Raw genomic sequence first — 23,710 nt, forward strand, 5'->3', positions numbered from 1 at the left:
GATGATTTGTACCGGTTTAACAAATTTACACACATTATTATTCCTCCGCCAATGTCCGCGAGATATTCAGCCGGTAAATGCCTAGCGACGGTAATGCTGCCGCTACCACGCCAATCATGAGAGCTCCGAAAAACAGGTAGATTTCCTCCGGCAGCAATGCAAATTTGCCCAGCGAATAATGAAAATCCTGCTCCGCCGATTTGGAAAACACCCACAAACCGACCCGGCTGGCAATGATACCCGCAAAAAATCCGATCACGGCGAGCGATAGCCCTTCGATCAGCAGCATTAGGAACAGCCTCGTGCGCGTCGCGCCCATGGAAAGCATAAGCGCCATTTCGTATTTCCTGTCTTTTAACGAGTTATACAAAGAAATAAATACGCTGACACCGGCAATGGAGATGATAATTAAGGCTAAGGTGCGCAATGTTTCGATACCAACGCCCAGCAATGAAAACAGGCGATTGATTTCTATACTTGGTAATGCCGCCTGCATGGAGGTGTTTTCATTAATCTGACGCGGAATGGTCATCAGGCCCATCGGGTTGCGGAATTGGATCAATGCGCTGGTCACGTCCTTTCCTTCTTCGTCCGGCTCCGGGTCCACGTGTGTCTGGCTGTGGCTATGCTCCACCTCGGCCGTAACAGGCAGTTTTGGTTCGTCCGAATGCTCATGAATGTCCCATACGCTCGAAAGCCGGGTTATGATCAACTGGTCGATCACCGTGCCGCTCGGCTCGAATATGCCTGTAACCTTGTATTTCTTGTCCTCATGCTTCTCCCCTTCCGAATCCAGTCCATGCGAACCGGAAAACTGGTCGCCGATTTTCAGTTTCGAATCCCGCGCGACCTTACTGCCGATCGTCACCTCCATGGATGCGTTATATAAATGTCCTTCGCTCAGTTTTGCATTGAAGTGCTCGACGTATTTCGGCGTCGTTCCCAGAATGCGGAAGCCCTGGTAATTATCGCCCATCGAGAGCGGGATGACCGTTTTTACAAACGGATTCTTCCGCAACGCATTCACCTCGGCCAGTGGAATGTTGCCGGTAGGTGCGTCGATCTGGTAAATACTCGAAAGGATCACCTGCAACGGGCTGCCTTTGGCACCTACCACCATATCGATGCCTTTCAGATTGCGCTTGAACTGCTCGTCGAGCTGTTTATTGAGGAGCAAAAGCAGGGAGATCATGCCAATGCCGAGGGTTAGTAGCAAGGCACTCAAAAAACTGTTCAGCTTCTTTTCCCTGAGATTGGCGATGCTGATCTTGAAGAGGTTCATATAATTTACAGAAAAACCTGGTTCGAAAACTCGTCTTTGAGGCGCTGGTCGTGGGTAACCACCACCAGACTCGCGCCAATCTGCGCGGATTGTTTCTTCAAAAGCTGTATCACACGCTGGCAGTTGTCGTCGTCCAGGCTTGACGTAGGCTCATCGGCAAGGATTATATTGGGGTTGTTCATCAGCGAACGCGCAATGCTTACGCGCTGCTGTTCGCCCTGGCTAAGCTGGTTCGTTTTTTTGGACAAATGATCCGCAAACCCCAGCTGTTCGGCCAAATGCCGCGCTTTTTGCCGGTCTTCCTGCTGATTGGCCAGGTAGTTGGACAGCAGAATGTTATCCATCACGGAAAGCGAGCTCACAAAATGCGGCCGTTGGTAGATTATGCCAATGTTTTTGGCCCGGGTAGCAGTAATTTCCTGCGGCGTCAGGTTTCTGACCGATTTGCCCGCGATGGCCACATCGCCGGATTCGGGTGTAAGTAGTAGTGCGAGCAGATGCAGCAATGTAGTCTTCCCCTTTCCCGACTGACCGAGAATCAGGAGCGTTTCTTTATCATTGCAATGAATGTCGGGGAAGCTGAATTTTTTCTGAGCGGAATAAGAAAACCGTAGCTGGTTACTCGAAATCATTTTCTGTGGCGCTATTTGACTACACAATGATAAGGAAGATTTGCCGCGTTTCTAAAAAATCATATCCACACAAATAAAACATTGTTAAAATCGTTGAAATGGTGTTGCATCCTGAAGAAAACCAACAACTATTCTATTTTTGCAAAAAAATCGATCTGAAAATGCGTAGAAATTTCGACTTGAGAAGAGTATCCGGAGCGTTGGCTTTAACCTTGGTTTTGGGGCTATTACTGTCTGGCAAAGAGGTAAAGGCGCAGAGCAGAGGTTTCTTCGTTCCCTATTCTACGGCAGGTTTTGGCATTGGTACTTCGAGCTACTACGGCGACCTTGCGCCATACCGCCGCCCGTTGTCCTCTACCTTTAAAATGGTCCGCTGGAGCGTAGGCGGAAACTATACACGCCACTTTACACCACGCCTTGCCGCACGTGCAAGCTTTATTTACGCCAGAATCGCCGGTGACGATTACATTATGAACCGTGATTCGAAACACAATACCAGCATCTACTACGCACGGAACCTGCATTTCCGCAATGACCTTAAAGAATTCTCTGTTCAGGGCATTTACAAACTGACGCCCGATAACCGCAGCTACGACCGTCGTCCGCAATTGGGATGGTACCTGTTTGCAGGTGTTGCGCTTACTGCGCATAACCCGAAAGCGCTCGATTCACTGAAAGGTGACTGGGTAAAATTGCAGCCGCTGGGAACTGAAGGGCAAGGCAATGAAGGCTATGCCAAACCGTATTCACTGGTCCAGTTCGCGATTCCGGTGGGTATTGGTGTCCGTTATAAAATCAATTCCAAATTCGACATTTCGGCGGAATTAGGATACCGTAAAACTTTCACGGATTACCTCGACGACGCGCACGGTGATTACGCCGACCCTGCACTCTTTGCAGACGATCCGTTGGCCGCACACATGGCAAACCGCACGGCCGAGCAGTACGCAGTGCGAAAGGGCGTCGATAGAACGGAAGGTGTCGGAAAATTCATTAATGTCAACTACCCAGGTTCTTTACCTGACGGCGCCAATCCACTGCAAGTGCTGCCCACCACCGGATTTGGCTCCCCAGGCTCCGAGCGCGGCAATAGCCCAACCCAAAAGGATGCTTACCTGTTTGGTATGATCAGCATCCATTACATGCTGCCCTCGCAGATTAAATGTCCTCCACTGAAATAATTGACTTACCCCGTTGGAATACGTTTTCAAACATTTGAACAAACAATACTTGCCGGCCATGGTGCTTGCAGGTATTTGTTTTTTTCTGGCCGTCGCACAGGCGCGCGCGCAGCGGATCGAGATCGGTGCGGGTGTAGGCGGTTTCAATTACCGGGGAGATATTTCGCCGACTTTTCGTTTCCGCTTTTTCAAACCAGCTGGTAGCCTCTTTTTCCGTTTCAATCCGAACCAGGCCTTGTCGCTTCGTGCCGAAGTTGCGGGAGGACTCATTGGCGCCGACGACAAACATAGCGACGACCCTTTCCAGCAGGTCAGGAATATGTCATTTCGAACCACGATATTCGAAGGAAGTGCCGTGGCAGAATATAACTTCCTGAATTTCCAGGATCGCCGTTTTGCAGTCAATTGGAGCCCTTACGTATTTGGTGGGCTCGGTTTCAACAAATTTAACCCCAACATTCAAACAGGTTCCTACAAAACCTCCGGGCTTGTGCTGCCTTATGGCGTGGGCATCAAATATCAGATCCGCCGCCCATGGAACATCGGGCTGGAATACGGCACGCGGAAAACCTTTACGGATTATCTCGACAACCTCGGGGGCGATCCCACATCCACGGACAAATTTCAACAGGGCGATCCTTCCGTAAAAGACACCTACTTTTACGTCCGTCTTTCGGTGAGCTACACCTTCTACAAAATCTTCTGTCCCTGATTTATGAAAAGAATTCTACTGATAGTCTTTACCTTGATCATCGTTGCGTTTGCAGGCTTTTGGGGAGTTAGAAAATACACCAAGTCATTCAGTCCCGAGGCAATAGCAGAAACCACCCTGAATGGAGTCAAACTCAAAATCTCTTATGGCCAGCCAAGTAAAAAAGGCCGCATGATTTTCGGCAGGGAGCAGGACAAAGCACTATTACCCTACGGAAAAGTATGGCGCACCGGCGCCAATGAGGCAACGATTCTCGAATTAGAGGAAGATGTAATAATGGGCGGCAAACCGGTTAAGGCCGGTACTTATTCCCTTTTTTCGGTGCCCGGACAGAGCAGCTGGAAAATTATCCTCAACTCCGAAACCGGGCAATGGGGCACGGAATACAACGATGGCAAGAATGTCATGAGTGTTGAAGTGCCGATTCGGATCCGTCCTTCGGTTCAGGAAGTGTTCCAAATTTATTTTGAAAAAATCCCCAATGGCGTCGATATGGTCCTGAGCTGGGACCAGACAGAGGCACTCGTTCCCTTTACCCACCCTTAGTTCGATATGGCTGCGGCCAGTTTTTATGTTTGTTGATGCTATTGAAAAAATAGATCAGTTTACCCGTCCGGTTCACTTTATCGTCCGATATTACGCAGGGAGCGACATTGTTCCCGGTACAGCTACATTGTTTTTTGTTAATGAAGATGGCTTCGCGGTTACGTGCAGGCATGTTGCGAGGCAAATACTGTATGCCAACAGCATTTACGAAAACTACCTGAAATTCAAAGGGGAGCTTCGCAAATTCGAGAAAGATCCCGGCCTCGCCACACAGCGGAATTTGCTGGAAACAAAATACAAGATCGCGCCGGATAGCCCCATCCGCATACTTTTCAACTTTATTAATTGCGTATCGGCCTATAAGGGCCTCACGGTCCATTTGCATCCTACGCAGGACCTCGCGATTGTACAGTTCCGGCAGTACGAATCCAAGCAATACCAGTCCCACGCCCGATTTCTCAAAGATTCCAGAATGGTGAAGCAGGGCCGCTACTTGTGCCGGCTGGGCTATCCATTCCCCGAATTCACCAATTACCGGTACAACAAGCATACTGCGGATATTGAATGGACCACGGAAGGGAAGATTAAGACACCCAGTTTCCCGATCGACGGCATCATTACCCGCCATATCGGCGACAACAGTGAGATAGTAGGTATCGAAATGAGCACACCGGGACTACGTGGCCAGAGCGGCGGTCCGCTCTTTGATCAGAACGGCGTTATTTACGGAATGCAGAGCTCCACCCGGCACCTGCATCTTGGGTTCGACCAGGTCAACCGCGAAGTAACCATCGACGGGCATCGAAAAAGGGTTTCCAATTACCCGTTCCTGAACGTCGGGCAATGCGTGCATGTCGACGTGATCAAGCAGTTTTTAAAGGAAAAGCATATCCGCTATTATGAGGCCGAGCCTGCGTAAAGACCGCCATCATCACAACACAAGCAAAAGCTCTTCCAGTCTTCTGATATTATAGGTTGGTTTCTCGCCAAACTGCAACCCGGCCGGATTGAGGTACACCGTATCCATACCCACCTGTTTTGCACCAAGAATATCCGCGACCCAGTTATCACCTACCATCAGGCTTTCCTCCGCTGTTGTTTGCGCCAATTCCAATGCAAATTCAAAAATGCGGCGGTCGGGCTTTTTGGCACTGGCCGTTTCAAATGTTACTACGTGATCGAAAAAGTGGCCGATTTCTGAACTGGCTATTTTCCTCGCCTGGATTTCATTAAAACCGTTGGTGATAATGTGCATTCCGTAGCCTGCCGCGGAAACGTAATTCAATAGATCGAGCGCGCCTTCCAGCAGATGCTTCTTTGTCGGCAGCGAAGTGAGGTATAGCTCTCCGATCTCCGTATGTTCGGGTGGGCATTCGGCCCCCAATTCTTCGAAAACCATCCTGAACCGGTTCTCACGTATATAGCTATGGTGCAACTGCCCCCTGTCGAACGCATCCCATAATGCTGTATTGATTTTAAGAAAAGAACACACAAATGCCTCTAATGACGGGATCCCGTAGCGGGCAAGCTGATGCTGGTGGAAAATCTCTTCCAGGGATTCGGACGAATTTCTTTCAAAATCCCAAAGTGTGTGGTCCAAATCGAAGAAGATATGCCTGTATTTCATATCTGGTAAAAATTCAATTTTTATAAGAAAAGTGAAATTACGACGCGCGACTGAAAAAAGTAGGGATCTGCACACTAAAATCGATCTTCTTCGACATGCGTATCGTATATTATGTATTAAGTACTATTATTTATTCTAATATGAATACGTGCCGGTAGCAACGAATACAACGCATCTAAAACATGCACAACTTGTTAACATCTGTTAACGGGAAATAATTTTTCTGCAAAAAGAAAGTCAAACATTTGCAAATGATTTTCCAAATCTATTTCTTTGATTCGTATAATTCGAAATGCCGAAAAGTCACATCTAATTTTTCACCAAACCAGAAAGGAGAAACAATATCGACGAACTGCTCTACGTTAACTAAATCGAATAGTAAAATGGAGAAAGTCCAAGTTAGCGACAGTGAGTTGGTAACATTGTATATCCGGGGCAATGAGAAGGCTTTCGAGAAGCTTGTTCAGCGCCATAAGTCGAGAATATACACCACTATTTATTTGATTGTCAAGGACCAATATGTAGCCGAAGACCTATTACAGGATACATTTATTAAAGCTGTTGACACGATAAAAGGTGGGAGATATAACGACGAAGGGAAGTTCCTTCCATGGATTATACGAATCGCACACAACCTCGCCATTGATTATTTCAGACGCGATAAACGCTACCCCAATGTAGTGTTCGAAGATGGGAGCAGTGTTTTCAACACGCTGGATTTTTCGGAAGATTCCGTTGAGTCGATCCAGATTCGTCAGGAAACACATGAGCAGCTGCGGGAGATGATCCAGCGGTTGCCTGACGTACAGAAGCAAGTCCTGATCATGCGCCACTATGAGGACATGAGTTTTCAGGAAATTGCAGATGCCACGGGTGTGAGTATTAATACGGCATTGGGGAGAATGCGTTACGCGTTGATAAACCTGCGTAAGCAATTTAACCAACGTGCCCCACAGTATGACAAAAACCTTTACCTACGATGATGTTGTAAGGTATTTATATGCCGAAACAACTGAGAATGAAAATGAACAGATTGTTGAGGCGCTCGCACTTGACGACAACTTGATGAACTTTTATCTCGATTCCCTGGAAATCCAGAATCAGATGAATAAAATCACACGGACTCCTTCCGAAAAGGTGATTTCAGAAGTTTTCAGATATTCGCGACAATTCTCTTCTAAAAGATCTGCTGCACTCCTTTACTAGGGCGAGTCGGCAGGTTTTTTTGTTTCCAGCTATCGGTCCGGTGGCTGGAAGTTGTCATTACTTTAAAGATTTGGACCGGTAATCAGGCCATCGGCTGCCGGTTCTGCAAGATTTCTGTGTCGGATACTCAACCCTTCGCAGAACCATGATAGTATTATGTTAAAAAAAGAACGTTATAAGCATTTCCTGGACTATTTCACCCAGAATTTCCCGGAGCCCGAAACCGAGCTGCATTATTCCAACCCGTACGAGCTGCTGGTGGCTGTGATCCTGTCGGCGCAATGTACCGACAAGCGCGTGAACATCGTCACACCGAAGCTTTTCGAGCGTTTTCCGGATCCTGAGTCGCTTGCCGCTTCCAATGCGGAGGAAGTCTTTACCTATATCAGATCCATTTCCTACCCCAACAATAAGGCGAAGCATTTAGTAGGTATGGCAAGGATGCTGGTGGAGCAGTTCCACTCAGAGGTGCCGTCGACGGTTGAAGAGTTACAAAAAATGCCCGGCGTAGGTCGTAAAACAGCCAATGTGATTGCTTCTGTGATTTTCAGTATGCCGGCAATGGCGGTCGATACACATGTTTTTAGGGTATCGCGCCGACTAGGACTGGTGCCGCTTACGGCAAAGACACCATTGGCTGTGGAAAAGGAGCTCGTAAGCCATATTCCAAAGCATCTGATCCACAAAGCCCATCACTGGCTGATCCTCCACGGACGCTACGTATGTACCGCGCGCAACCCGCAATGCTTCCAGTGCCCGCTGTCACCATTTTGCAAATACTTTGAAAAAAATGTAAAAATCGATGTTTTTCACTCGTGATTACAACCAATCTCTATCTCACAGCGTCTACCCTGAAACTAAAACAGTCCCCATTAATTACTTAGAAAGGAAAGAAATGAAGCGTATTAATCTGGTATGGTGTATACTATTGGCAACGATGATCGGCTTGGCGTCTTGTATGAAAGACAACAACAAGGACGAAGAGAAAATTACGGAAAATGAAGCAGAAATTGAGGCTTTTATAAAGGCTGACAGCCAGGGCAGCTCAGCGGCAAGAGACAGTACCGGACTCTACTATATCATCCGGAAATCCAATCCTTCCGGTTCATATGCCAAAACAGGCGACGCGGCTACGGTCAAACTGAACGGCTACCTTCTTAACGGCACAAAAGTCCTGTCGATTGAAAAAGATTCTTCTGTTAGTTTTCCTGTGCTGGGGTATTCCACAGGCGTGCCAGGGCTTGAACGCGCCATTTTTCTTCTGAAAACAGGGGAGAAGGCGACATTTCTGCTCCCATACTATCTTGCATTCGGTAATATTGATCGTGTAAATATTCCGGCCTATTCTGTCGTTAGGCTCGAACTGGAATTCATTAAAACGCGAACAGAAAAACAACAGATAGATGATTTTCTTAAAATCAAACAATTCCCTGTTTCTGAGCGCACCAGCGACGGCCTCGTCATCGTTCGGACCAACACCGTAACCGGTGACACACTGGGTGTCGGCAAATCGGTGACGGTAAAATATGTTGGTAAATTCCTGGATGACAAGAAGTTTGGCGAGGGAAGTTTTAATCACACAACCGGAACCAGCGGAACCATTCCAGGATTCGACAGGGCTATTCGCAAAATGAGAAAAACTGAAAAGGCGATCGTTATATTCCCGTCTCCTCTGGGCTACAAAGACCTTGGAAGTTCTGATGGCGTAATTCCAAGGTATTCACCACTTCAATTTGAAATCGAAATACTTCCATAGAACTACTTTGATTTCTTAAAATACAATTAATTTGAGTTTCATAAAAATAGCGTTATGTTTGTAACCGATAGTTTACTAAACATAACGCTATTTTTATGAAAAAACTCTTATTGTGTATTATTTGCGCTTTCGCATTATCGTGCGAAAAGCCAACTAATGAACCTGCCACAAATCCCTCGGGCAGTGTCGGGATGGAAATCAAAGAGGGGATCGCTATATTCAGCGACATGGAAACATTTCTTTCAGCTTCCGAAAAAATCGGCGCGCTAAACAGTAAAGATTATGATAGATGGAGCAAGGATAATAAGTTCTTCTCACGCTACACCGAGTACCAGGGGGAAATAGAAAAAAAGACGCTATCTGAAAGTGATCTTCGTCCCGGAGGGTCGCTCATTAAAGATGAAGAGGGTGGCTATTTGCATTTGAACAGTGTGAACTCCAACTACGCTCGCATCACAAATAAAGACGGGCTCGTTATCGTTGGCGGAAGCACCTACCAGTTTACTTATAAAGAGATTAAAAAGATTGACGGAACTTCTCAATCGGCAATAGCCTCTCTACTTAATAGTAAGACCAAAGCCGAATATGGAGCCAATGGAATTACCGCAAGTGAGGTGAAGATAGTAAGTACAACTGCGCCGAACGCCAGGACATCGGACGAGAGTGTTGTCATTGAAAGGAAAACACAGCAGGGCAATGATATAGGGGGTGATCTATTCTGGAAATGGTATGTAGAGGCAACTCTGGAAATCAGAGGTTATTCCATTCCTGGCTGTGCTATTTGCCCTACCCCAACCCCAGGCGGGTATATTTATCGGTATACTGCGGTCGTTGATCTGGTGTATTTTGCAAATGGACTTCTCCAGAAGGACAAAGAAATTCCTGAGCGCTATGAATTAGCATGGTCGTTTGTTCGTCATCGCCCACCGCTAGTTGAAAACCAAGGCGAAACTATCACTGGAAGTTATATCGAAAGCGGCATCAGGACAATTTCGAAAACGATATCTGATGGTGGAAAGATTTTGAGTTATGACATTGAAGCGAAAGCCTTGGACGACAGGTTTAACGGAACTTTGAAAACATCCAGCACGCGGCTCATAAGAACCCAATAGTCGAAATGGCTTGTCGTAACGTCGGCGCTGACTCAGTATATGGTCAGCGCCGATGCTCTATAACAGAGAGTAATTTTGCAATAATAGTGCACATTTCTGGCTCACTCAAATTTGAACCTGACGGCAGACAAATCCCGTGCTCAAACAACATCTCCGAAACGCTACCTCCGAACCGGGGTAGCGTTTTGTACATCCCCTGGCAATGCATCGGTTTCCAGATAGGACGCGATTCGATGCCTTGCTCCAAAAGTGCATTTTGTATTTGAGAAGGACCTGCCTCGTGGCCTTCAATGATTACGGCCGTTATCCACCGGTTCGAAACTATGGCGGCGAACTCCTTCTGAAAACTAATGCCTGGAATTCGTCTCAAAGCAGTTTGGTAGAACTGAAAATTAGCTCTCCGCTGCATAACCCTTTCATCGATAACCTCCAATTGCCCTCGTCCGATCCCCGCGCATACATTACTCATTCGATAATTATATCCCACTTCGTGATGCTCATAGTGCCTCACCGGCTCGCGGGACTGTGTAGCCAGAAAGCGCGCTCTTTCGATGTATAGAGGGTTGTCCGATAACATCGCACCGCCACCCGAAGTGGTGATGATTTTGTTTCCATTGAATGACAAAATCCCGATATCCCCGAGAGTACCCGCTTTCCGGCCTCGATATTCAGAACCCAAAGCCTCCGCCGCATCTTCAATCAAAGGAATATCATGTTTTCTACATAAATACAAAATCTCGTCAAGCATAGCAGGCATGCCGTACAAATGCACAATTATCACTGCTTTGGGCTTTTTACCTGCATTTAAATAGTGCTTGATCGATTCTTCTAATGCATCGGGGCACATATTCCAGGTTACCGGCTCGCTATCTATAAAAACCGGCTTCGCGCCCACGTACACAATCGGATTGGCGGTGGCCACGAATGTCAGTGACTGGCAAAGGACAATATCGCCCTCTTGAACTCCCAATGCCAACAAGGCAAGGTGCAACGCCGCTGTTCCCGACGATACTGCCAGTGCATGTCTGCTACCCGTATAGCGGCATAGCTCTTCCTCAAAAGCATCGATATTAGGCCCGACGGGCGCTACCCAGTTGCTGTCAAAAGCCTCCTGAATGTATTTCATTTCACGCCCGCTCATATGCGGGGGCGACAGGTAGATTTTGTACTTCATAGTGTGTTTTGTTTTAATAAATGTTTCTGGCAGGGTTTCCCGCCACCTTCGCATAATCGGGTACGTTGCGGGTCACCACTGAACCTGCACCGATTATACATTCCTTCCCGATACTAACGCCCGGAAGTACCACGCTTCCTGCACCCACGAGCGAGCAATCGCCTACCCGCACGCCGCCGCATATTGTAGCGCCCGGGCCTATGTGTGCGAAATTGCCAAGAATGCATTCACGATCGACGATAGCGGCGGTATTGATGATCACATGATCGCCAATGCGACCACCCGCCTGCACGACTGTATTATGGACAATTACAACGCCTGTGCCAACGCGTACGGAACGATCGACAAGTGCCGTAGGGTGAATCGCTAACCCGAATGAATGGACGACCTTCTCTGCGACTTGCCTGCGCACCTGGTTCCCACCGATAGCGATAATCAGCTTTTCAATGGGCATGATCAATGGGTCGTAACCGTGTAAAATGCATTGACCGGGCCATGTTACGTTTTGCCAATCGTCGTCAAACAGGCCAACAACCTGCTCTTCGCATGCCGAAAGGATGCTCGCTACCACTTTCGCATGCCCGCCTGCTCCGTATATCAGCATATTCCATTTCCTCTAAACGGCTGAGCATCAACACCGGGACCAGCAGATTTACCAGGCAACAGCAAGTTCGCAATTGTCACGACCATGATTCGCAGATCAAGTGTCAGCGAAAGGTTATTCACATAGTGCAGATCATGTTCGAACTTTTCCTCCCAGCCAAGCCTGTTCCGACCATTAATCTGTGCCAGGCCGGTCATTCCTGGCCTTACATTATGCCGCAAATGCTGCCGGGCATTATACAAAGGCAGGTATTCTGCCAACAAGGGGCGCGGTCCTACAATGCTCATTTCGCCACGCAGCACGTTCCAGAATTGCGGCAATTCGTCGAGCGAAGACTTTCGCAGCAATATCCCGAACCAGGAAATTCGCTGGCAGCCTTCATGCATTGTCCTGAATTTCAAGATCATAAAAAGCCGCTCATTGAGTCCCGGCCTCTCTTGTACAAAGAACGGATTACCTCCGAAGTGCATCCACAACAGCGGCGGCAGAACAATAAAAAACGGCAACGAGGTAATCAACCCCATTGCCGCCAGTAAAATGTCTAAAATTCTTTTTCCTTTTGAACGGTACATTAGATCATGCGTTAAAGAGCTCCGGATATTTATCTGGGGCTGCTTCTCGCATGATGTTGTAAACAGTTTCAAAAATGTCGTCCATATTAGGCTTCGAGAAATAATCGCCGTCGGAGCCATAAGGTGGGCGGTGATCTTTTGCAGCAATGGTTACCGGAGCCGAATCGAGCCAGCGGTAAGCCTGCTGTTTTTCCAAAACCTGCTGCATCATAAAACCCGATGCACTTCCGGGCAAATCCTCGTCGGCGAAAATAACCCGGTTCGTCTTTTTAATGGACTCCACTATCCTGTTGTCGACATCGAAGGGCAGGAGCGTCTGCACGTCGATGACTTCGACTTCAATTCCTGAATGCTGCAATTGAGAAGCGGCCTCCATTACTATACGACACATTGAGCCATAAGTAACAATAGTGAGGTCATTTCCTTCTCTTAAAATTTCAGGCTGCCCCAGTGGAATGTAATATTCACCCACATTATCAGGCAAAATTTCTTTCTGACGGTACGAATTCAGCGGTTCTACGATCAATGCAGGATCATCGCCTTTCATTAATGTATTATAAAAACCTGCTGCCTGGGTGAAGTTCCGTGGAACTATCACGTGCAAGCCACGCAAACTGCTGAGCATTGTGCCCATCGGCGAGCCCGAATGCCAGATACCTTCGAGACGATGTCCGCGTGTACGGATGATCAGCGGGGCCCGCTGGCCGCCGGCTGTCCTGTACCGGAGCGACGCCAGGTCGTCGGTAAGCGTGGCCAATGCATAATAGATGTAGTCAAAATACTGGATTTCCACGATCGGCCGTAAGCCGCGCATGGCCATTCCTATGCCCTGTCCGATGATTGTCGTTTCGCGGATACCGGTGTCGGTTATGCGGACTTCGCCATATTTCTCCTGCAAGCCGGCAAAACCCTGGTTCACGTCGCCGATAAAACCAATGTCTTCGCCTAGCGCCACTACGCGCGGGTCTTTTTCAAAAAGCGCATCGAAATAGGTCCGTATTACTTCGCGACCGTCGACCAGCGGGCTATTGTCCGAAAATACGGGACTGACCGGCTCTACCAGCATCGGCGAATACACCGTTTCGCTGTACAAATGGGTATTGAAACGCTCCTTATTAGCCTTTAAGTTATCTCGCAAAAACTGCTGTAAAGTATGTTTTTGAGCATTTTCTTCTCTTCCAATAATCCTCAAAACCTTACGCACAGCCGCGATCATATCCCTGCGAACCGGCAAATAGGTCTTCTGCAATTCGAGGATCGCATTATTTATTTCTCCCGAAAAAGCACTCGCGCCGGCCACTGCCTGCAAAAGCTGGATTGTTTCATGGTATTCTGCATCGAGCTCTTTCCGGAAAGCCTGCCAGGCCGCATTACGTTCGTTAAGGGCTCTTTCCTTCGATTCCCGCTCGATTTCTTCAAGCTCGTCGTCGGACGCATACCCGTTCTTTAAGATCCAATCGCGGAAATGCACATTACAATCATGCTCGCGCTCCCAAAGCAACCGTTGCTTCGACTTGTAGCGCTCATGCGAGCCCGAAGTGGAATGCCCCTGAGGTTGAGTCAGCTCAGTAACGTGCACCAGCACCGGTACATGTTTTTCACGGCTGATCTTGGCGGCCCGTTGATACGTTTCAACCAAGGCTGGATAATCCCAGCCATTCACGGTCATGATTTCGATACCGTCGCCGTCCTCATTACGCTGCAATCCCGCCAGGGCCTTGGAAATACTGCCTTTTGTGGTTTGATATTCAATAGGAACCGAAATTCCATAGCCATCGTCCCACACTGAAACGATGAGGGGTACCTGCAAAACACCAGCCGCATTCATCGCTTCCCAAAACATTCCCTGAGAGGTGGAAGCATCACCGATGGTCGCAAATACTACCTCGTTTCCCTCGTGGGAAAACGTGGTCATATCATGCAGGTCGGGATTCTCGCGGTATAATTTGGAAGCATATCCGAGCCCCAATGCGCGCGGGATCTGACCGGCGGTGGAGGAAATATCACAAACGGAATTGTACAATTTGGTCTGATCAAGCCATTCGCCATTTTCGTCCAGCCAACGCGTCGAGAAATGGCCGTTCATAGACCGGCCACCAGTATTTGGCTCATGTTCGAGATCGGCGTGGGCGTACATTTGGGCAAAAAATTGCTGCCAGGAAAGGTTCCCGACAGCCGCTTCGATGGTCTGATCCCGATAATATCCGGAACGATAATCTCCTGGTTGAAAAACTTTGGAAAGTGCAATCTGCGCTACTTCTTTACCATCTCCAAAAATTCCGAATTTAGAACGGCCGCCCATTGTATCCTTCCTCCCCAGCAAACTTACCTGACGACTTTCGCATGCCAAGCGGTAATCACCGATAATATCTTCCTTACTCAAAACACTGGAACCGGTCAAACTATCATTTTGAAGCATAAGCAAAAATCACGGGTTTTAATCCGTAAGTTAAATTACGTTTTTTTGAATGCAAGCCAAAATTATGCAGGAAAATAATAACCCCGGCATCGGAACGCCTACTTTTAGACCATTGTTAATATTGGTTAATGATTATTATATTTAACTTTTTAAGCGTTAATCTTGTTTAACCGTAAGTTTTTCACCACTTAAAGTATAGTTACAACTATGAAAGTATTCTTTTCAGCGCTGGTTTTAATCCTCGGGCTGACCACCGTAAGTTTTGCACAGAAAGGTGTTCTGAAATTCAAAGAAGAAACACACAAATTCGGTAAAGTACCACAAGGCACTCCTGTAACACACGAATTTGTATTTACCAACACTGGTACCGATCCCGTAATTCTTTCTAACGTAACCGTTTCATGTGGATGTACTACACCTGTATGGTCGAAAGATCCTGTACTTCCGGGTAAAACAGGTTCAGTAAAAGCTACTTTCAACGCTGCTGCGGCAGGTTCTTTCAACAAGCCTGTAACCGTTTTCAGCAACACCGAGGGTGGTTCAATTACCCTTTACCTGAACGGGGAAGTGGTTCCAAAGGCAGCCAAGCCTGCTTCGAAATAAGCATTATCCGCAAGCATTGCAGTGGCCGTTCCAGTGGGACGGCCATTTTTGTTTAGCACAAATCACTGATTAATAAGCTGATCTGTCGTAGAACGACCGGCGGCGTGTCACTTTCAGGTCTTGCAGGATTGCCGACTTCACTTTCAATGTGAAGTTGTAATTGCTCACACGCGCTGCGCTGCCTGCGAACGGTGTCCAGTTGAAGCTCATATCCCAGCAATGCAGGTCGCGCATGAGGCCCAGCTGCGTGATGGTAGGTTCGAATGCGACGAAGTCGAAGCCGGTACTGAGGGTCAGTTTCAGGTTTTTGGACAAACTCAGATCACCCGTTGCCTGAATGGCCTGGATAATCTGCGCTTTCGACAAGCCAGGTTTCGTAAGCCCAAAGTTGTAGTTCAGGGACACATTCCAGGGGATATTGAAATCTACGTACAAGTCGGGGTTTTGCGCGATAAACTCCTTGGCCTCCTGCTTGGCAGCCGCATTGGGATCGTTCGGATTGGTTGTCTGCGGGGTCTTGGCGTTGGAAGTGCTGCTTTTCGGAGAGAAGCTCGTCCCCAACGTAAAGCCAAGGCTTTGCAAATTGGCAATGCCCTGACCTTGCGTAATCGCATACTTGTTGATCTTCGTCCCCATCTGGTTTCCGATAATATTAGGATTAGCCTTATAAGCGTAAGGATCGAGGTTCATGTTGAAGTTCAGGTTCAGATTCCGCCCGATTCGCGCGTTGGCATTGATGGTGATGTTGGACAAATTCAATGAATCGGCCAGCAGGTTATAGCTTCCGCCTAAGCTCAGGTTATCGAGCAGCGAAACCTTCTCGAACTGTTGTGCGGCGGTATCGCTCTTGCTTTTGAGTTTCATCTCAAAAGAGTTGTTCAAGCTGAACGAAATAACGCTCGACGCCCGCCCGTTGCCCACGCCCGATCCTACCCCGCGGAACTTGGACAGCGAAAGATCCCGCACATTACCCTTCTTATCTGTTACCTGTATCCTTTCATAAAAACCAAATGCATCGCCGGTAAAATCAGGTGTATAAGTAAATGAAACCGAAGGAATTACCGTATGCCGGATCGCTTCCAGCCGCTTTCCCCCAAAGAAGAATGTTCCATAAAAGCGCGTGTTCATTCCTGCGCCGAAATTATACGAATACTCCGTCCCTACCTTTCTCAGCGTATCGATGCGAATCGAATCCCGGCCCGTTTGGGTATAGCGGTATTGTTTGGTAAACACTTCACCCGACAGCGACATACTCGGCGTGATATTCACGAAACGCAACACCTTGAAGTTCGGCAGGGAGATTGGAAGGCTGTACCGGCCTGTGAACTGCGCATCTTTAAGCATTTCAGGCAGGTTGCTCAGGTTGAATGCCACAACTTTGGTTTTGTTGAGCCGGGTGGTATCGATCTTCGCGTCGGCTATTACAAAGCCGAGACTGCTGTATGATGTGTCAATCGCCGTCAATGCATTGGCCAGGGCATAATTACCATTAAAGTCGAGGCCCAGACGGAAGCTTTCATACCAACGTCCGCGGCCGCCTTTCAATGCGAATGGGGCGATCTGGTTCACGCCGAAGCTGAAATCAGTCGAAACGTTGGTCTTACCACCTACACGCTTCCCGTTCTGCTTCGGATCAACCTGCCCGAAGTTCTGGTTCACGCGCAACGATCCCGCAGCACGCATGTACTGTCCGAATGTGCGGTTGTATTGTACCGAAGAACTCGCAACGTTAGATGTATATTTATTTACATTGGCTTCCTGCTGCTGGTTATACGTGTTACTGCTGACATTCACGTTCGCAGAAAACGTCGAATTTCCTCTCGCCTTGGGCGCATGCGACCATACGATGCTGAAATCGTTGGTATTACCGCGCTTGAACAACTTGTCGAGTTCATCGCTGGATTTGTTTTTATTGAAGCGCAACGACAGGTTCCCCGAATACTGGTAGCGTTTGATATATGTTGATGTAACACCAAGTCCCCAGCTCCCATTGGAGTAGATCTGACCCGTCAGGATCGCATTCACATACTCGCTGATGGCAAAATAATAACCGCCGTCGCGCAGGTAGAAACCCCGTCCGTTTGGCTCCTCGCCATAAGTAGGGATGATGATGCCGCTCGTACCGTTCTCTTTCTTTTTTGGAAAAGGGAAAAAACCGAAAGGCAATGCGATCGGCAATGGTACGTCGCTGATAACCAGGTTGAAAGGCCCGGAAATCACCTGCTTCTTGTTCACCATTTTGATCTTCGGCGCATTGATGTAATAATGGGGGTGCGTGAGGTTACAGGTCGTATAAATGGAATGCCGGATATAGAAATTGCCCTCCGTATCCTTTTTTACCTTTTCACCCCGGATATTACCATCGCCTTCCTGAGTCACGATGCCCTGGATCAGCGCCTTTTTAGACTTGAAGTTGTAGCGGATTTCTTTCGTATTATAAGTCTCCGGGCCGTCCTGAAAAATCGGTTCACCGGCCATTTTCTTGGCCGTTGAGTCATAAGTGCCAATGGCATAGACCTCATTTGTGACCCAGTTGAGACGGATGTAGTTTGCTTTCAGATTGATGGTACCGTACGTCACTTCCGCATTTCCGTACAAATGCACCTGCTTCAAAACCGCATCCATGATCGTCGAGTCCTCGGACGTATATAGGACTGCATTTTCGAGATCATCGGGATTTTTAAGAGAATCAGCGGCCGTAGAATCGGCCAATGCACTGTTAACGAGGGTACTATCTGCATTTACACCACCTCTCGGCACGGACGCACCTGATTTGCCGACGCGGGAAGTATCCGCACCTGCTTGCTTTTGCACTGTAAGAAGGGAATCCGCTGATTGCTTTGCAGAAGTCGAACTTTTAAGCTTACCCTGATTTTTCCCGGAACCCTTGGAGCGTTGCTGCACACATGCCACAGTGCTGAACAGGAGAAACGCCGCAACTACCGACGATATAATAATCGCCTTTCTTTTCAGTTCTAACAATTAGCGTATTTTTGCATAACGAATTTCAAAATTAGCAGAGAAACCCCTTTCCCGTAAGGTCGCAACTAAAAAATAATGTTAAAACTTCTTAAATTAGTAATTGTAGCAAGTTTTTTGCTGGCGAGCGTCGCCTTTGTTTTCCAGCAAGAACCGGTTACTGTGAAATCGGGGAGCAAGGTTAATACAGTCGTAATCGACGCCGGCCACGGCGGCAAAGATCCGGGTACCAGGGGCAAATATACGAAGGAGAAAGACGTAGCACTGGCTGTTGCCTTGGAGCTTGGTAAGAAGATCAAAGAGGAAACGCCGGATGTAAAAGTGCTCTACACACGCTCTACCGACGTTTTCATCGAACTCGGTGAACGTTCCGCCTTCGCCAACCGCAACAATGCCGACCTTTTTATTTCCATCCATTGCAATGCGACGCCGCGTTCCAGGAGCGTGAGAGGCACGGAAACCTTCGTGATGGGTTTGCACAAAACCGAAGGTAACCTCGAAGTAGCGAAACGCGAGAACTCGGTAATCTTGCAAGAGACCAACTATAAGCAGAAATACAAAGGCTTCGACCCCGATTCGCCCTTGGCGCACATCATGCTCGCCAACTACCAAAGCGCATTTATTTCCAGCAGCTTACGCCTGGCCGATCTGATAGAAAAGAAATTTCAATCCATCTCGGAGCGCGACAGTCGGGGCGTAAAACAAGCGGGATTCCTCGTTCTCTGGCGTTGCGCGATGCCGAGCGTGCTCATCGAAACAGGCTTCCTGTCGTCCCCCGACGAAGAAGAATACCTGAGCTCCGAAGCCGGACAGGAGGAAGTGGCCAAATGTATTCACTCGGCATTTATGGCATATAAAAAAGATATGGACCGCTAACTCAACGGTCACATATTGCTTTGATTTGTCAAAACAATTTTTGATACTTTGGTGTTAACACCGCTTAGCCTGCCTCTGCTGCATGCAGGAAAAACAATTAGTCCATGAAAATATCAAGAGAAGCAAAAGTCGGATTTATGGCACTTTTAGCCATTGTCATGTTGTATTTCGGCTTTCACATCCTCAAAGGCTCCGACGTTTTTTCCAGAACATATAAATACCATATTGTTTACGACAATATCGACGGTCTGACGGCCTCGAACCCGGTTTTGCTCAATGGTTTGAATGTCGGCCGCGTGCAGGAAATCAAGTTGCTCCAAAACCGCGGAAACCATTTGCTCGTAACCATTGACGTGCAAAAAGGCATTGTAGTCCCTCAGGGAACAGGCGCGGTACTCGCCGATGGCGGCTTGCTCGGCGGCAAGGTGATCCACCTCGCGATGGGTACGGGCGCACCGATGAAAGACGGCGATACCCTGATAGCGAAAAAAGAATCCGGTATTTCCGCTGTTTTGCAGGAAAAAGCATTGCCCCTCGTTTCGCACGCCGATTCACTCATTAAAAACCTCGACCTGGTAGTAGGAGGCTTCCAGGAAACCGGTTTGATCCTCAACCAGGTCTTGAAAAACTATAACCAGACGGGTACCAGCCTGCAAGGCCTCCTGGCCGAAAACCGCGCAAACCTGCTGGCCATGACTTCAAACCTGAATAAACTTACAACCTCGCTCGTAGAAACTGAAAAGGAACTGAAACCATTGCTTGCCAAAACCGGCAGCCTCGCTGATTCCCTGAATGCATTGCGCCTGGGCGAGACAGTAACAAGTGCTCGAAAAACCATTGAAGAGCTGCATACATTGCTCGCAAGCGTTGAATCCGGCAAAGGGACCGCCGGGAAACTTATCAAGGACGAGACATTATACAACAACCTCAACCGTACGATGATCAGCATGAACAAGCTGCTTACCAACTTCCGTGAGCAGCCGAAGCGTTACGTCCACGTTTCTGTTTTTGGCAAAAAGGACAAAGGGCCTTCCGAATCGCCGCTCGACACCGCCACTACGGTCAAATAGGGTCTGACATTTTTCAAATAAATATGAAAGTCGTTTGCTTACCGGTAAACGACTTTTTACATTTGAAATAAGCCCATTTCAATTACTCACACCATTCTTCATCATCATGACCAGCCAGGAAAGCCTACCACACCTTATCGAAATCCTGAACCAGAAATACGAGCAGGTAAAGCTCGGCGGGGGCAAGAAAAAAATCGAAGCACAACACCAGAAAGGCAAACTTACTGCCAGGGAAAGGATCGATTACCTGACCGACACAGGTTCTGATTTTCTTGAAATAGGTGCATTCGTCGGTGACAGGATGTATGAAGAAGAAGGCGGCTGTCCGTCGGGCGGCGTGGTAGCAGGTATCGGCTACGTTTCCGGGAAGCAATGCGTGATCGTCGCGAACGATGCCACCGTGAAAGCCGGTGCCTGGTTCCCGATCGCGGCCAAGAAAAACCTTCGTGCCCAGGAAATCGCTATGGAAAACCGGTTGCCGGTGATATATCTGGTCGACAGTGCGGGCGTGTTCCTTCCCATGCAGGCGGAAGTATTTGCAGATAAGGAGCATTTCGGCCGCATTTTCAGGAACAATGCCCAGATGTCCGCGATGGGGATTGTGCAGATTTCGGCCATTATGGGCGCTTGCGTGGCAGGTGGGGCATATTTACCAATCATGTCGGATGAAGCATTCATTGTGGAAGGCACCGGTTCGGTGTTTCTGGCCGGGCCTTACCTCGTCAAATCGTCCATCGGAGAAGATATCGATGCCGAATCGCTTGGCGGAGCCTCAATGCATTGCGAAATCTCCGGTGTGACCGACAACAAATTTCCTGACGACAAGTCCTGCCTCGATGCGATTAAAAGGCATATTGATAAAATTGGCAGACCACTATCCGCCGGTTTCGACCGGAAACCCGCGCAAAAACCCGCCAGGCAGCCGGAGGAAATCTACAACCTCCTCCCAACCGACAGACTGAAACCCTACGACGTACTGCCTATTCTGGAATGCATTGTGGATAACTCGGAGCTGGATGAATACAAACCCGACTATGGTAAAACCCTCATATGCGCGTACGCGCGTGTGGACGGCTGGGCGGTAGGCATTGTCGCCAACCAGCGCAAAATGGTCAAGTCGGGCAAGGGGGAAATGCAAATGGGCGGCGTTATCTACGCCGAATCAGCCGACAAGGCAGCCCGGTTTATTATGAACTGCAACCAAAAGAAAATCCCGCTCGTATTTTTTCACGATGTCACCGGTTTCATGGTAGGCAGCCGGGCCGAACAGGGCGGAATCATCAAAGATGGCGCCAAAATGGTGAATGCAGTTGCCAATTCGGTGGTACCAAAGTTTACGTTCATTGTCGGAAATTCTTACGGTGCCGGCAACTATGCCATGTGCGGCAAAGCTTATGATCCGAGATTGATATTTGCATGGCCGACGGCGCAAATGGCAGTGATGAGCGGTGCTACCGCGGCACGAACTTTGCTGCAAGTGCAAACTGCAACACTGAAAGCCAAAGGCCAAACGATCACGCCCGAGGCAGAAAAAGACTTATTAAAACAAATCACAGACCGCTACAACGAAGAATTATCCCCCTACTACGCCGCTGCGCGCCTTTGGGTCGATGGTATTATCGATCCCGTGGAAACGCGGGGCATTATCTCGGCCGGCATTAGGGCCGCCGACCAGGCACCCATTGAGAAACCATTCAATGTGGGTGTCATTCAAGTTTGATTTTCACTATCCAAACCATTATTATGTCTGAAAAAATAGCGTTTCTCGGTCTCGGGAACCTTGGTACTCCTATCGCTGAAAGCCTGCTCGAGGCCGGTTATGAACTGGTTGTTTGGAACCGCACGGCCTCCAAAGCAGAACCTTTGATCAAACTGGGCGCCACAGTTGTGGAAGATCCGATAGAGGCCATTACAACAGGCGGGCTGGTATTCTCGGTACTCGCCGACGATGCGGCTGTCGAAGAACTGTTTTCGATGGAGCTCGTCGAAAAGCTAGGGAAAGACGGTGTACACATTTCCATGAGCACCATTTCACCGGAAACCTCCCGCCAGCTTGCGCAGGTGCACGACTGGTACGGCGCACATTATGTGGCCGCGCCCATATTCGCCCGCCCGGAAGCCGTACGTGCGAAAGTGGGAAACATCTGTCTTTCCGGCAATGCAGCTGCAAAAGAGCGCATTAAGCCTATTGTGCAGAGTTTCGTAAAAGGCGTGTTCGATTTCGGAGATGATCCGGGAGCCGCCAACGTGATCAAGCTCGCAGGTAACTTCATGATCGCGTGCAGCCTTGAAATGATGGGCGAAGCATTCACAATGGCCGAAAAGAATGGCATTTCCCGCCAAAGCATTTACGAGATGCTGACATCGACCTTGTTCGCGGCACCTATTTTTCAGAATTACGGAAAGATCGTCGCACAGCACGCGTATGAGCCCGTCGCATTCCGCTTTCCGCTTGGTTTGAAAGACATTAACCTGACACTCCAAACCGCTTCGGACGTAAATGCGCCCATGCCTTTTGCCGATATCATCAAAAACCGCTTCATTTCGGGCCTCGCCAAAGGCCGCGAAAACCTCGACTGGGGCGCTTTGGCGCTGGGAGCTTCCGACGATGCCGGTTTGACCAGGTAGCATTAAAAATGCCGATCCCGCGTGTCCCTGACAAAGAGCACGCGAGATCGGCTAGGTTTCGTACGATCTTGCCAACCTCCGGGCTGGCAAAACCTATGTCGCCGATCTCTTGATCGGCCTTACAATATCGTTATCGACCAACCTGCTCGCTGTATCGCCGGGGGTCGTAACCTTTCGCAAACAGCGGATATTGGTCAAAAATACGCCTTACAACGCTCCGGTAATGGTTGTTGGAACTTTCCGTTCCTTTGAATATCCCGGAAGCATAGCCCCTCCAAACCACCTGGTCACTTTCCGCATCAATCAATGAAACGATCAATGTGCCCTTATCGAGCGCGTATTTGATCGGCTCGTAGCGGAACCCTTCATTCTCCGTATCCACCCAGTTTTTGATTACCGGCTGCATATAGCCCTGGTAACGCAGGTTATCATAGAAAATACCGTAGTTCACCAGCAGCGTGGGTTTCTCGGCGGTGAGCTTGTAGCCCCTTACCTGCATCTGGCGACGGATCGCCTCGTAAATTTCGGTGCAAAGATTGTTGGTATCCCTCTCACATTCCAGAAACGTATAGGAAGAGTAATCTTTAAAATTGGTTTCGTAGCTGTAATCATGCTCCACAAACACTTTCCGGCCACTGGAACACCCTGCAATCACGACTACTAGCAGTAAAGCGGCATAAGTAAAAATAGACCTCAGCATAAGCATTTAAATTTGTCAGGTTGTGAATTAA

Annotated in this window: 23 protein-coding genes; 14 read left to right on the forward strand and 9 right to left on the reverse strand. The window is 48.4% G+C overall.

Features of this window, described 5'->3' with window-relative positions:
* Positions 1-37 precede the first annotated feature (37 nt).
* Together ACTJJJ_RS27415 and ACTJJJ_RS27420 are read right to left on the reverse strand one after the other, a co-directional pair.
* Positions 38-1,282 carry an ABC transporter permease gene (locus ACTJJJ_RS27415; RefSeq protein WP_426292328.1) on the reverse strand — a complete coding sequence of 415 codons (1,245 nt, stop codon included), beginning with the start codon at positions 1,280-1,282 and terminating at the stop codon, positions 38-40.
* Between the two features lie 5 nt (positions 1,283-1,287).
* On the reverse strand, positions 1,288-1,914 hold the full coding sequence (locus ACTJJJ_RS27420; protein ID WP_188938658.1) for an ABC transporter ATP-binding protein: 627 nt from the start codon (positions 1,912-1,914) through the stop codon (positions 1,288-1,290).
* Between the two features lie 161 nt (positions 1,915-2,075).
* Between ACTJJJ_RS27420 and ACTJJJ_RS27425 the strand changes: the two genes are divergently transcribed.
* From ACTJJJ_RS27425 to ACTJJJ_RS27440, 4 genes are read left to right on the forward strand one after another with little or no spacing between them, the layout of a single operon-like run.
* Entirely contained in the window at positions 2,076-3,095 is a 1,020-nt protein-coding gene (locus ACTJJJ_RS27425; RefSeq protein WP_426292329.1) for a DUF6089 family protein, read from the forward strand.
* 34 nt (positions 3,096-3,129) lie between these two features.
* Positions 3,130-3,807, forward strand: coding sequence for a DUF6089 family protein (locus ACTJJJ_RS27430; protein ID WP_229223312.1), 678 nt, complete (start codon positions 3,130-3,132; stop codon positions 3,805-3,807).
* A gap of 3 nt (positions 3,808-3,810) precedes the next feature.
* The gene (locus tag ACTJJJ_RS27435; RefSeq protein WP_426292331.1) at positions 3,811-4,353 is read left to right on the forward strand and encodes a DUF2911 domain-containing protein; all 543 of its coding nucleotides are present in this window, start codon (positions 3,811-3,813) and stop codon (positions 4,351-4,353) included.
* Positions 4,354-4,378: 25 nt separating this feature from the next.
* Positions 4,379-5,272, forward strand: coding sequence for a S1 family peptidase (locus tag ACTJJJ_RS27440; protein ID WP_440703621.1), 894 nt, complete (start codon positions 4,379-4,381; stop codon positions 5,270-5,272).
* A gap of 12 nt (positions 5,273-5,284) precedes the next feature.
* On the opposite strand, the gene ACTJJJ_RS27445 is transcribed toward ACTJJJ_RS27440, so the two are convergent.
* Entirely contained in the window at positions 5,285-5,980 is a 696-nt protein-coding gene (locus tag ACTJJJ_RS27445) for a YjjG family noncanonical pyrimidine nucleotidase (protein ID WP_440703622.1), read from the reverse strand.
* Positions 5,981-6,363: 383 nt separating this feature from the next.
* Between ACTJJJ_RS27445 and ACTJJJ_RS27450 the strand changes: the two genes are divergently transcribed.
* From ACTJJJ_RS27450 to ACTJJJ_RS27470, 5 genes are all read left to right on the forward strand, one after another.
* Positions 6,364-6,963, forward strand: coding sequence for an RNA polymerase sigma factor (locus ACTJJJ_RS27450; RefSeq protein ID WP_015813074.1), 600 nt, complete (start codon positions 6,364-6,366; stop codon positions 6,961-6,963).
* On the forward strand, positions 6,938-7,186 hold the full coding sequence (locus tag ACTJJJ_RS27455; RefSeq protein ID WP_188938663.1) for a hypothetical protein: 249 nt from the start codon (positions 6,938-6,940) through the stop codon (positions 7,184-7,186). The genes ACTJJJ_RS27450 and ACTJJJ_RS27455 overlap by 26 nt, the downstream gene beginning before the upstream one ends.
* A 156-nt stretch (positions 7,187-7,342) precedes the next feature.
* Entirely contained in the window at positions 7,343-8,005 is a 663-nt protein-coding gene (gene nth, locus ACTJJJ_RS27460; RefSeq protein WP_188938664.1) for an endonuclease III, read from the forward strand.
* 76 nt (positions 8,006-8,081) lie between these two features.
* The gene (locus ACTJJJ_RS27465) at positions 8,082-8,942 is read left to right on the forward strand and encodes an FKBP-type peptidyl-prolyl cis-trans isomerase (protein ID WP_229223313.1); all 861 of its coding nucleotides are present in this window, start codon (positions 8,082-8,084) and stop codon (positions 8,940-8,942) included.
* Positions 8,943-9,037: 95 nt separating this feature from the next.
* Complete coding sequence (locus ACTJJJ_RS27470) at positions 9,038-10,054, forward strand: hypothetical protein (RefSeq protein ID WP_440703623.1); 1,017 nt, start codon at positions 9,038-9,040, stop codon at positions 10,052-10,054.
* Positions 10,055-10,097: 43 nt separating this feature from the next.
* Here ACTJJJ_RS27470 and ACTJJJ_RS27475 read toward each other — a convergent pair whose 3' ends face one another.
* The 4 genes from ACTJJJ_RS27475 to ACTJJJ_RS27490 are packed head-to-tail and all read right to left on the reverse strand — an operon-like array spanning position 10,098 to position 14,823.
* A complete protein-coding gene (locus tag ACTJJJ_RS27475) occupies positions 10,098-11,228 on the reverse strand; it encodes an aminotransferase class I/II-fold pyridoxal phosphate-dependent enzyme (protein WP_440703624.1) in 1,131 nt (376 codons plus the stop codon).
* Positions 11,229-11,241: 13 nt separating this feature from the next.
* On the reverse strand, positions 11,242-11,832 hold the full coding sequence (locus ACTJJJ_RS27480; protein ID WP_440703625.1) for an acetyltransferase: 591 nt from the start codon (positions 11,830-11,832) through the stop codon (positions 11,242-11,244).
* Positions 11,826-12,404 (reverse strand): sugar transferase, encoded by a 579-nt coding sequence (locus ACTJJJ_RS27485; protein ID WP_440703626.1) that lies wholly within the window; start codon positions 12,402-12,404, stop codon positions 11,826-11,828. Before ACTJJJ_RS27485 ends, ACTJJJ_RS27480 begins: the two co-directional genes overlap by 7 nt.
* Positions 12,405-12,408: 4 nt before the next feature.
* Positions 12,409-14,823 (reverse strand): alpha-ketoacid dehydrogenase subunit alpha/beta, encoded by a 2,415-nt coding sequence (locus tag ACTJJJ_RS27490; protein WP_188938669.1) that lies wholly within the window; start codon positions 14,821-14,823, stop codon positions 12,409-12,411.
* A 207-nt stretch (positions 14,824-15,030) separates the two neighbouring features.
* Between ACTJJJ_RS27490 and ACTJJJ_RS27495 the strand changes: the two genes are divergently transcribed.
* Positions 15,031-15,426: a DUF1573 domain-containing protein gene (locus ACTJJJ_RS27495; protein WP_188938670.1), complete on the forward strand. Its 396-nt coding sequence runs from the start codon at positions 15,031-15,033 to the stop codon at positions 15,424-15,426.
* Between the two features lie 69 nt (positions 15,427-15,495).
* On the opposite strand, the gene ACTJJJ_RS27500 is transcribed toward ACTJJJ_RS27495, so the two are convergent.
* A complete protein-coding gene (locus tag ACTJJJ_RS27500; protein ID WP_440703627.1) occupies positions 15,496-18,408 on the reverse strand; it encodes a putative LPS assembly protein LptD in 2,913 nt (970 codons plus the stop codon).
* A 75-nt stretch (positions 18,409-18,483) separates the two neighbouring features.
* On the opposite strand from ACTJJJ_RS27500, the gene ACTJJJ_RS27505 reads away from it, so the two are divergent.
* The 4 genes from ACTJJJ_RS27505 to ACTJJJ_RS27520 all read left to right on the forward strand — a co-directional run bounded on the left by ACTJJJ_RS27505 (position 18,484) and on the right by ACTJJJ_RS27520 (position 22,979).
* A complete protein-coding gene (locus tag ACTJJJ_RS27505; protein WP_188938672.1) occupies positions 18,484-19,281 on the forward strand; it encodes an N-acetylmuramoyl-L-alanine amidase family protein in 798 nt (265 codons plus the stop codon).
* A gap of 104 nt (positions 19,282-19,385) precedes the next feature.
* The gene (locus tag ACTJJJ_RS27510) at positions 19,386-20,351 is read left to right on the forward strand and encodes an MlaD family protein (RefSeq protein WP_188938673.1); all 966 of its coding nucleotides are present in this window, start codon (positions 19,386-19,388) and stop codon (positions 20,349-20,351) included.
* Between the two features lie 106 nt (positions 20,352-20,457).
* Complete coding sequence (locus ACTJJJ_RS27515) at positions 20,458-22,071, forward strand: acyl-CoA carboxylase subunit beta (protein WP_440703628.1); 1,614 nt, start codon at positions 20,458-20,460, stop codon at positions 22,069-22,071.
* Between the two features lie 23 nt (positions 22,072-22,094).
* Entirely contained in the window at positions 22,095-22,979 is an 885-nt protein-coding gene (locus tag ACTJJJ_RS27520) for an NAD(P)-dependent oxidoreductase (RefSeq protein ID WP_440703629.1), read from the forward strand.
* A 130-nt stretch (positions 22,980-23,109) separates the two neighbouring features.
* On the opposite strand, the gene ACTJJJ_RS27525 is transcribed toward ACTJJJ_RS27520, so the two are convergent.
* Positions 23,110-23,685 (reverse strand): DUF4136 domain-containing protein, encoded by a 576-nt coding sequence (locus tag ACTJJJ_RS27525; protein ID WP_188938676.1) that lies wholly within the window; start codon positions 23,683-23,685, stop codon positions 23,110-23,112.
* Positions 23,686-23,710 lie beyond the last annotated feature (25 nt).

This window comes from Dyadobacter sp. 22481 (genome assembly GCF_052044875.1).
In the GTDB taxonomy this organism is placed as follows: domain Bacteria; phylum Bacteroidota; class Bacteroidia; order Cytophagales; family Spirosomataceae; genus Dyadobacter; species Dyadobacter endophyticus.

Coding starts and splice junctions, on each gene's coding strand:
- ACTJJJ_RS27415 (WP_426292328.1), bottom strand. CDS start 1,282: ATGAACCTCTTCAAGATCAGCATCGCCAATCTCAGGGAAAAGAAGCTG.
- ACTJJJ_RS27420 (WP_188938658.1), bottom strand. CDS start 1,914: ATGATTTCGAGTAACCAGCTACGGTTTTCTTATTCCGCTCAGAAAAAA.
- ACTJJJ_RS27425 (WP_426292329.1), top strand. CDS start 2,076: ATGCGTAGAAATTTCGACTTGAGAAGAGTATCCGGAGCGTTGGCTTTA.
- ACTJJJ_RS27435 (WP_426292331.1), top strand. CDS start 3,811: ATGAAAAGAATTCTACTGATAGTCTTTACCTTGATCATCGTTGCGTTT.
- ACTJJJ_RS27440 (WP_440703621.1), top strand. CDS start 4,379: ATGTTTGTTGATGCTATTGAAAAAATAGATCAGTTTACCCGTCCGGTT.
- ACTJJJ_RS27445 (WP_440703622.1), bottom strand. CDS start 5,980: ATGAAATACAGGCATATCTTCTTCGATTTGGACCACACACTTTGGGAT.
- ACTJJJ_RS27450 (WP_015813074.1), top strand. CDS start 6,364: ATGGAGAAAGTCCAAGTTAGCGACAGTGAGTTGGTAACATTGTATATC.
- ACTJJJ_RS27455 (WP_188938663.1), top strand. CDS start 6,938: ATGACAAAAACCTTTACCTACGATGATGTTGTAAGGTATTTATATGCC.
- nth (WP_188938664.1), top strand. CDS start 7,343: ATGTTAAAAAAAGAACGTTATAAGCATTTCCTGGACTATTTCACCCAG.
- ACTJJJ_RS27465 (WP_229223313.1), top strand. CDS start 8,082: ATGAAGCGTATTAATCTGGTATGGTGTATACTATTGGCAACGATGATC.
- ACTJJJ_RS27470 (WP_440703623.1), top strand. CDS start 9,038: ATGAAAAAACTCTTATTGTGTATTATTTGCGCTTTCGCATTATCGTGC.
- ACTJJJ_RS27475 (WP_440703624.1), bottom strand. CDS start 11,228: ATGAAGTACAAAATCTACCTGTCGCCCCCGCATATGAGCGGGCGTGAA.
- ACTJJJ_RS27480 (WP_440703625.1), bottom strand. CDS start 11,832: ATGCTGATATACGGAGCAGGCGGGCATGCGAAAGTGGTAGCGAGCATC.
- ACTJJJ_RS27485 (WP_440703626.1), bottom strand. CDS start 12,404: ATGTACCGTTCAAAAGGAAAAAGAATTTTAGACATTTTACTGGCGGCA.
- ACTJJJ_RS27490 (WP_188938669.1), bottom strand. CDS start 14,823: ATGCTTCAAAATGATAGTTTGACCGGTTCCAGTGTTTTGAGTAAGGAA.
- ACTJJJ_RS27495 (WP_188938670.1), top strand. CDS start 15,031: ATGAAAGTATTCTTTTCAGCGCTGGTTTTAATCCTCGGGCTGACCACC.
- ACTJJJ_RS27505 (WP_188938672.1), top strand. CDS start 18,484: ATGTTAAAACTTCTTAAATTAGTAATTGTAGCAAGTTTTTTGCTGGCG.
- ACTJJJ_RS27510 (WP_188938673.1), top strand. CDS start 19,386: ATGAAAATATCAAGAGAAGCAAAAGTCGGATTTATGGCACTTTTAGCC.
- ACTJJJ_RS27515 (WP_440703628.1), top strand. CDS start 20,458: ATGACCAGCCAGGAAAGCCTACCACACCTTATCGAAATCCTGAACCAG.
- ACTJJJ_RS27520 (WP_440703629.1), top strand. CDS start 22,095: ATGTCTGAAAAAATAGCGTTTCTCGGTCTCGGGAACCTTGGTACTCCT.
- ACTJJJ_RS27525 (WP_188938676.1), bottom strand. CDS start 23,685: ATGCTTATGCTGAGGTCTATTTTTACTTATGCCGCTTTACTGCTAGTA.